This is a genomic window from Shewanella sp. ZOR0012 (genome assembly GCF_000798835.1).
In the GTDB taxonomy this organism is placed as follows: domain Bacteria; phylum Pseudomonadota; class Gammaproteobacteria; order Enterobacterales; family Shewanellaceae; genus Shewanella; species Shewanella xiamenensis.
In genome coordinates this window covers 1-375 of sequence record NZ_JTLE01000010.1, presented here as the reverse complement: position 1 = coordinate 375, position 375 = coordinate 1, and the positions used below count along the sequence as shown (strand labels likewise).

Sequence of the window (375 nt, the reverse complement as noted above, 5' to 3'; positions counted from 1 at the left end):
CGCTGGTATTGCCCGCTTCATCGTTAGTTAACACGTTGCCGCTGGCGACGGTGTCCTCAACGACAGTTTTGCTGTCATTGGCCGCATCGGTGTTGTCTGGTGTGACCGTGATGGTCAGGGTCGCTATGGCACCGGTGTTGGTGGTGTACGTAATGACTGGAACTGCACCGTTCCAGTTGGCATTAGGTGTAAAGCTGTAGCTACCGTTGCTATTGAGCACTAAGGTGCCGCCTGTCAGCACGACGCTGCTGCCGGCGTTATGCACCACACTGCTGCCGGCGACGGTGAAGCTGACCACGCTGGTATTGCCCGCTTCATCGTTAGTTAACACGTTGCCGCTGGCGACGGTGTCCTCAACGACAGTTTTGCTGTCAT

The 375-nt window shown here is 56.3% G+C and carries 1 protein-coding gene; it reads right to left on the bottom strand.

The features are described from left to right. A partial coding sequence (locus L976_RS00145; protein ID WP_231570460.1) for an Ig-like domain-containing protein occupies positions 1-331 on the bottom strand: 331 nt, incomplete at its 3' end. Between the last annotated feature and the right edge of the window lie 44 nt (positions 332-375).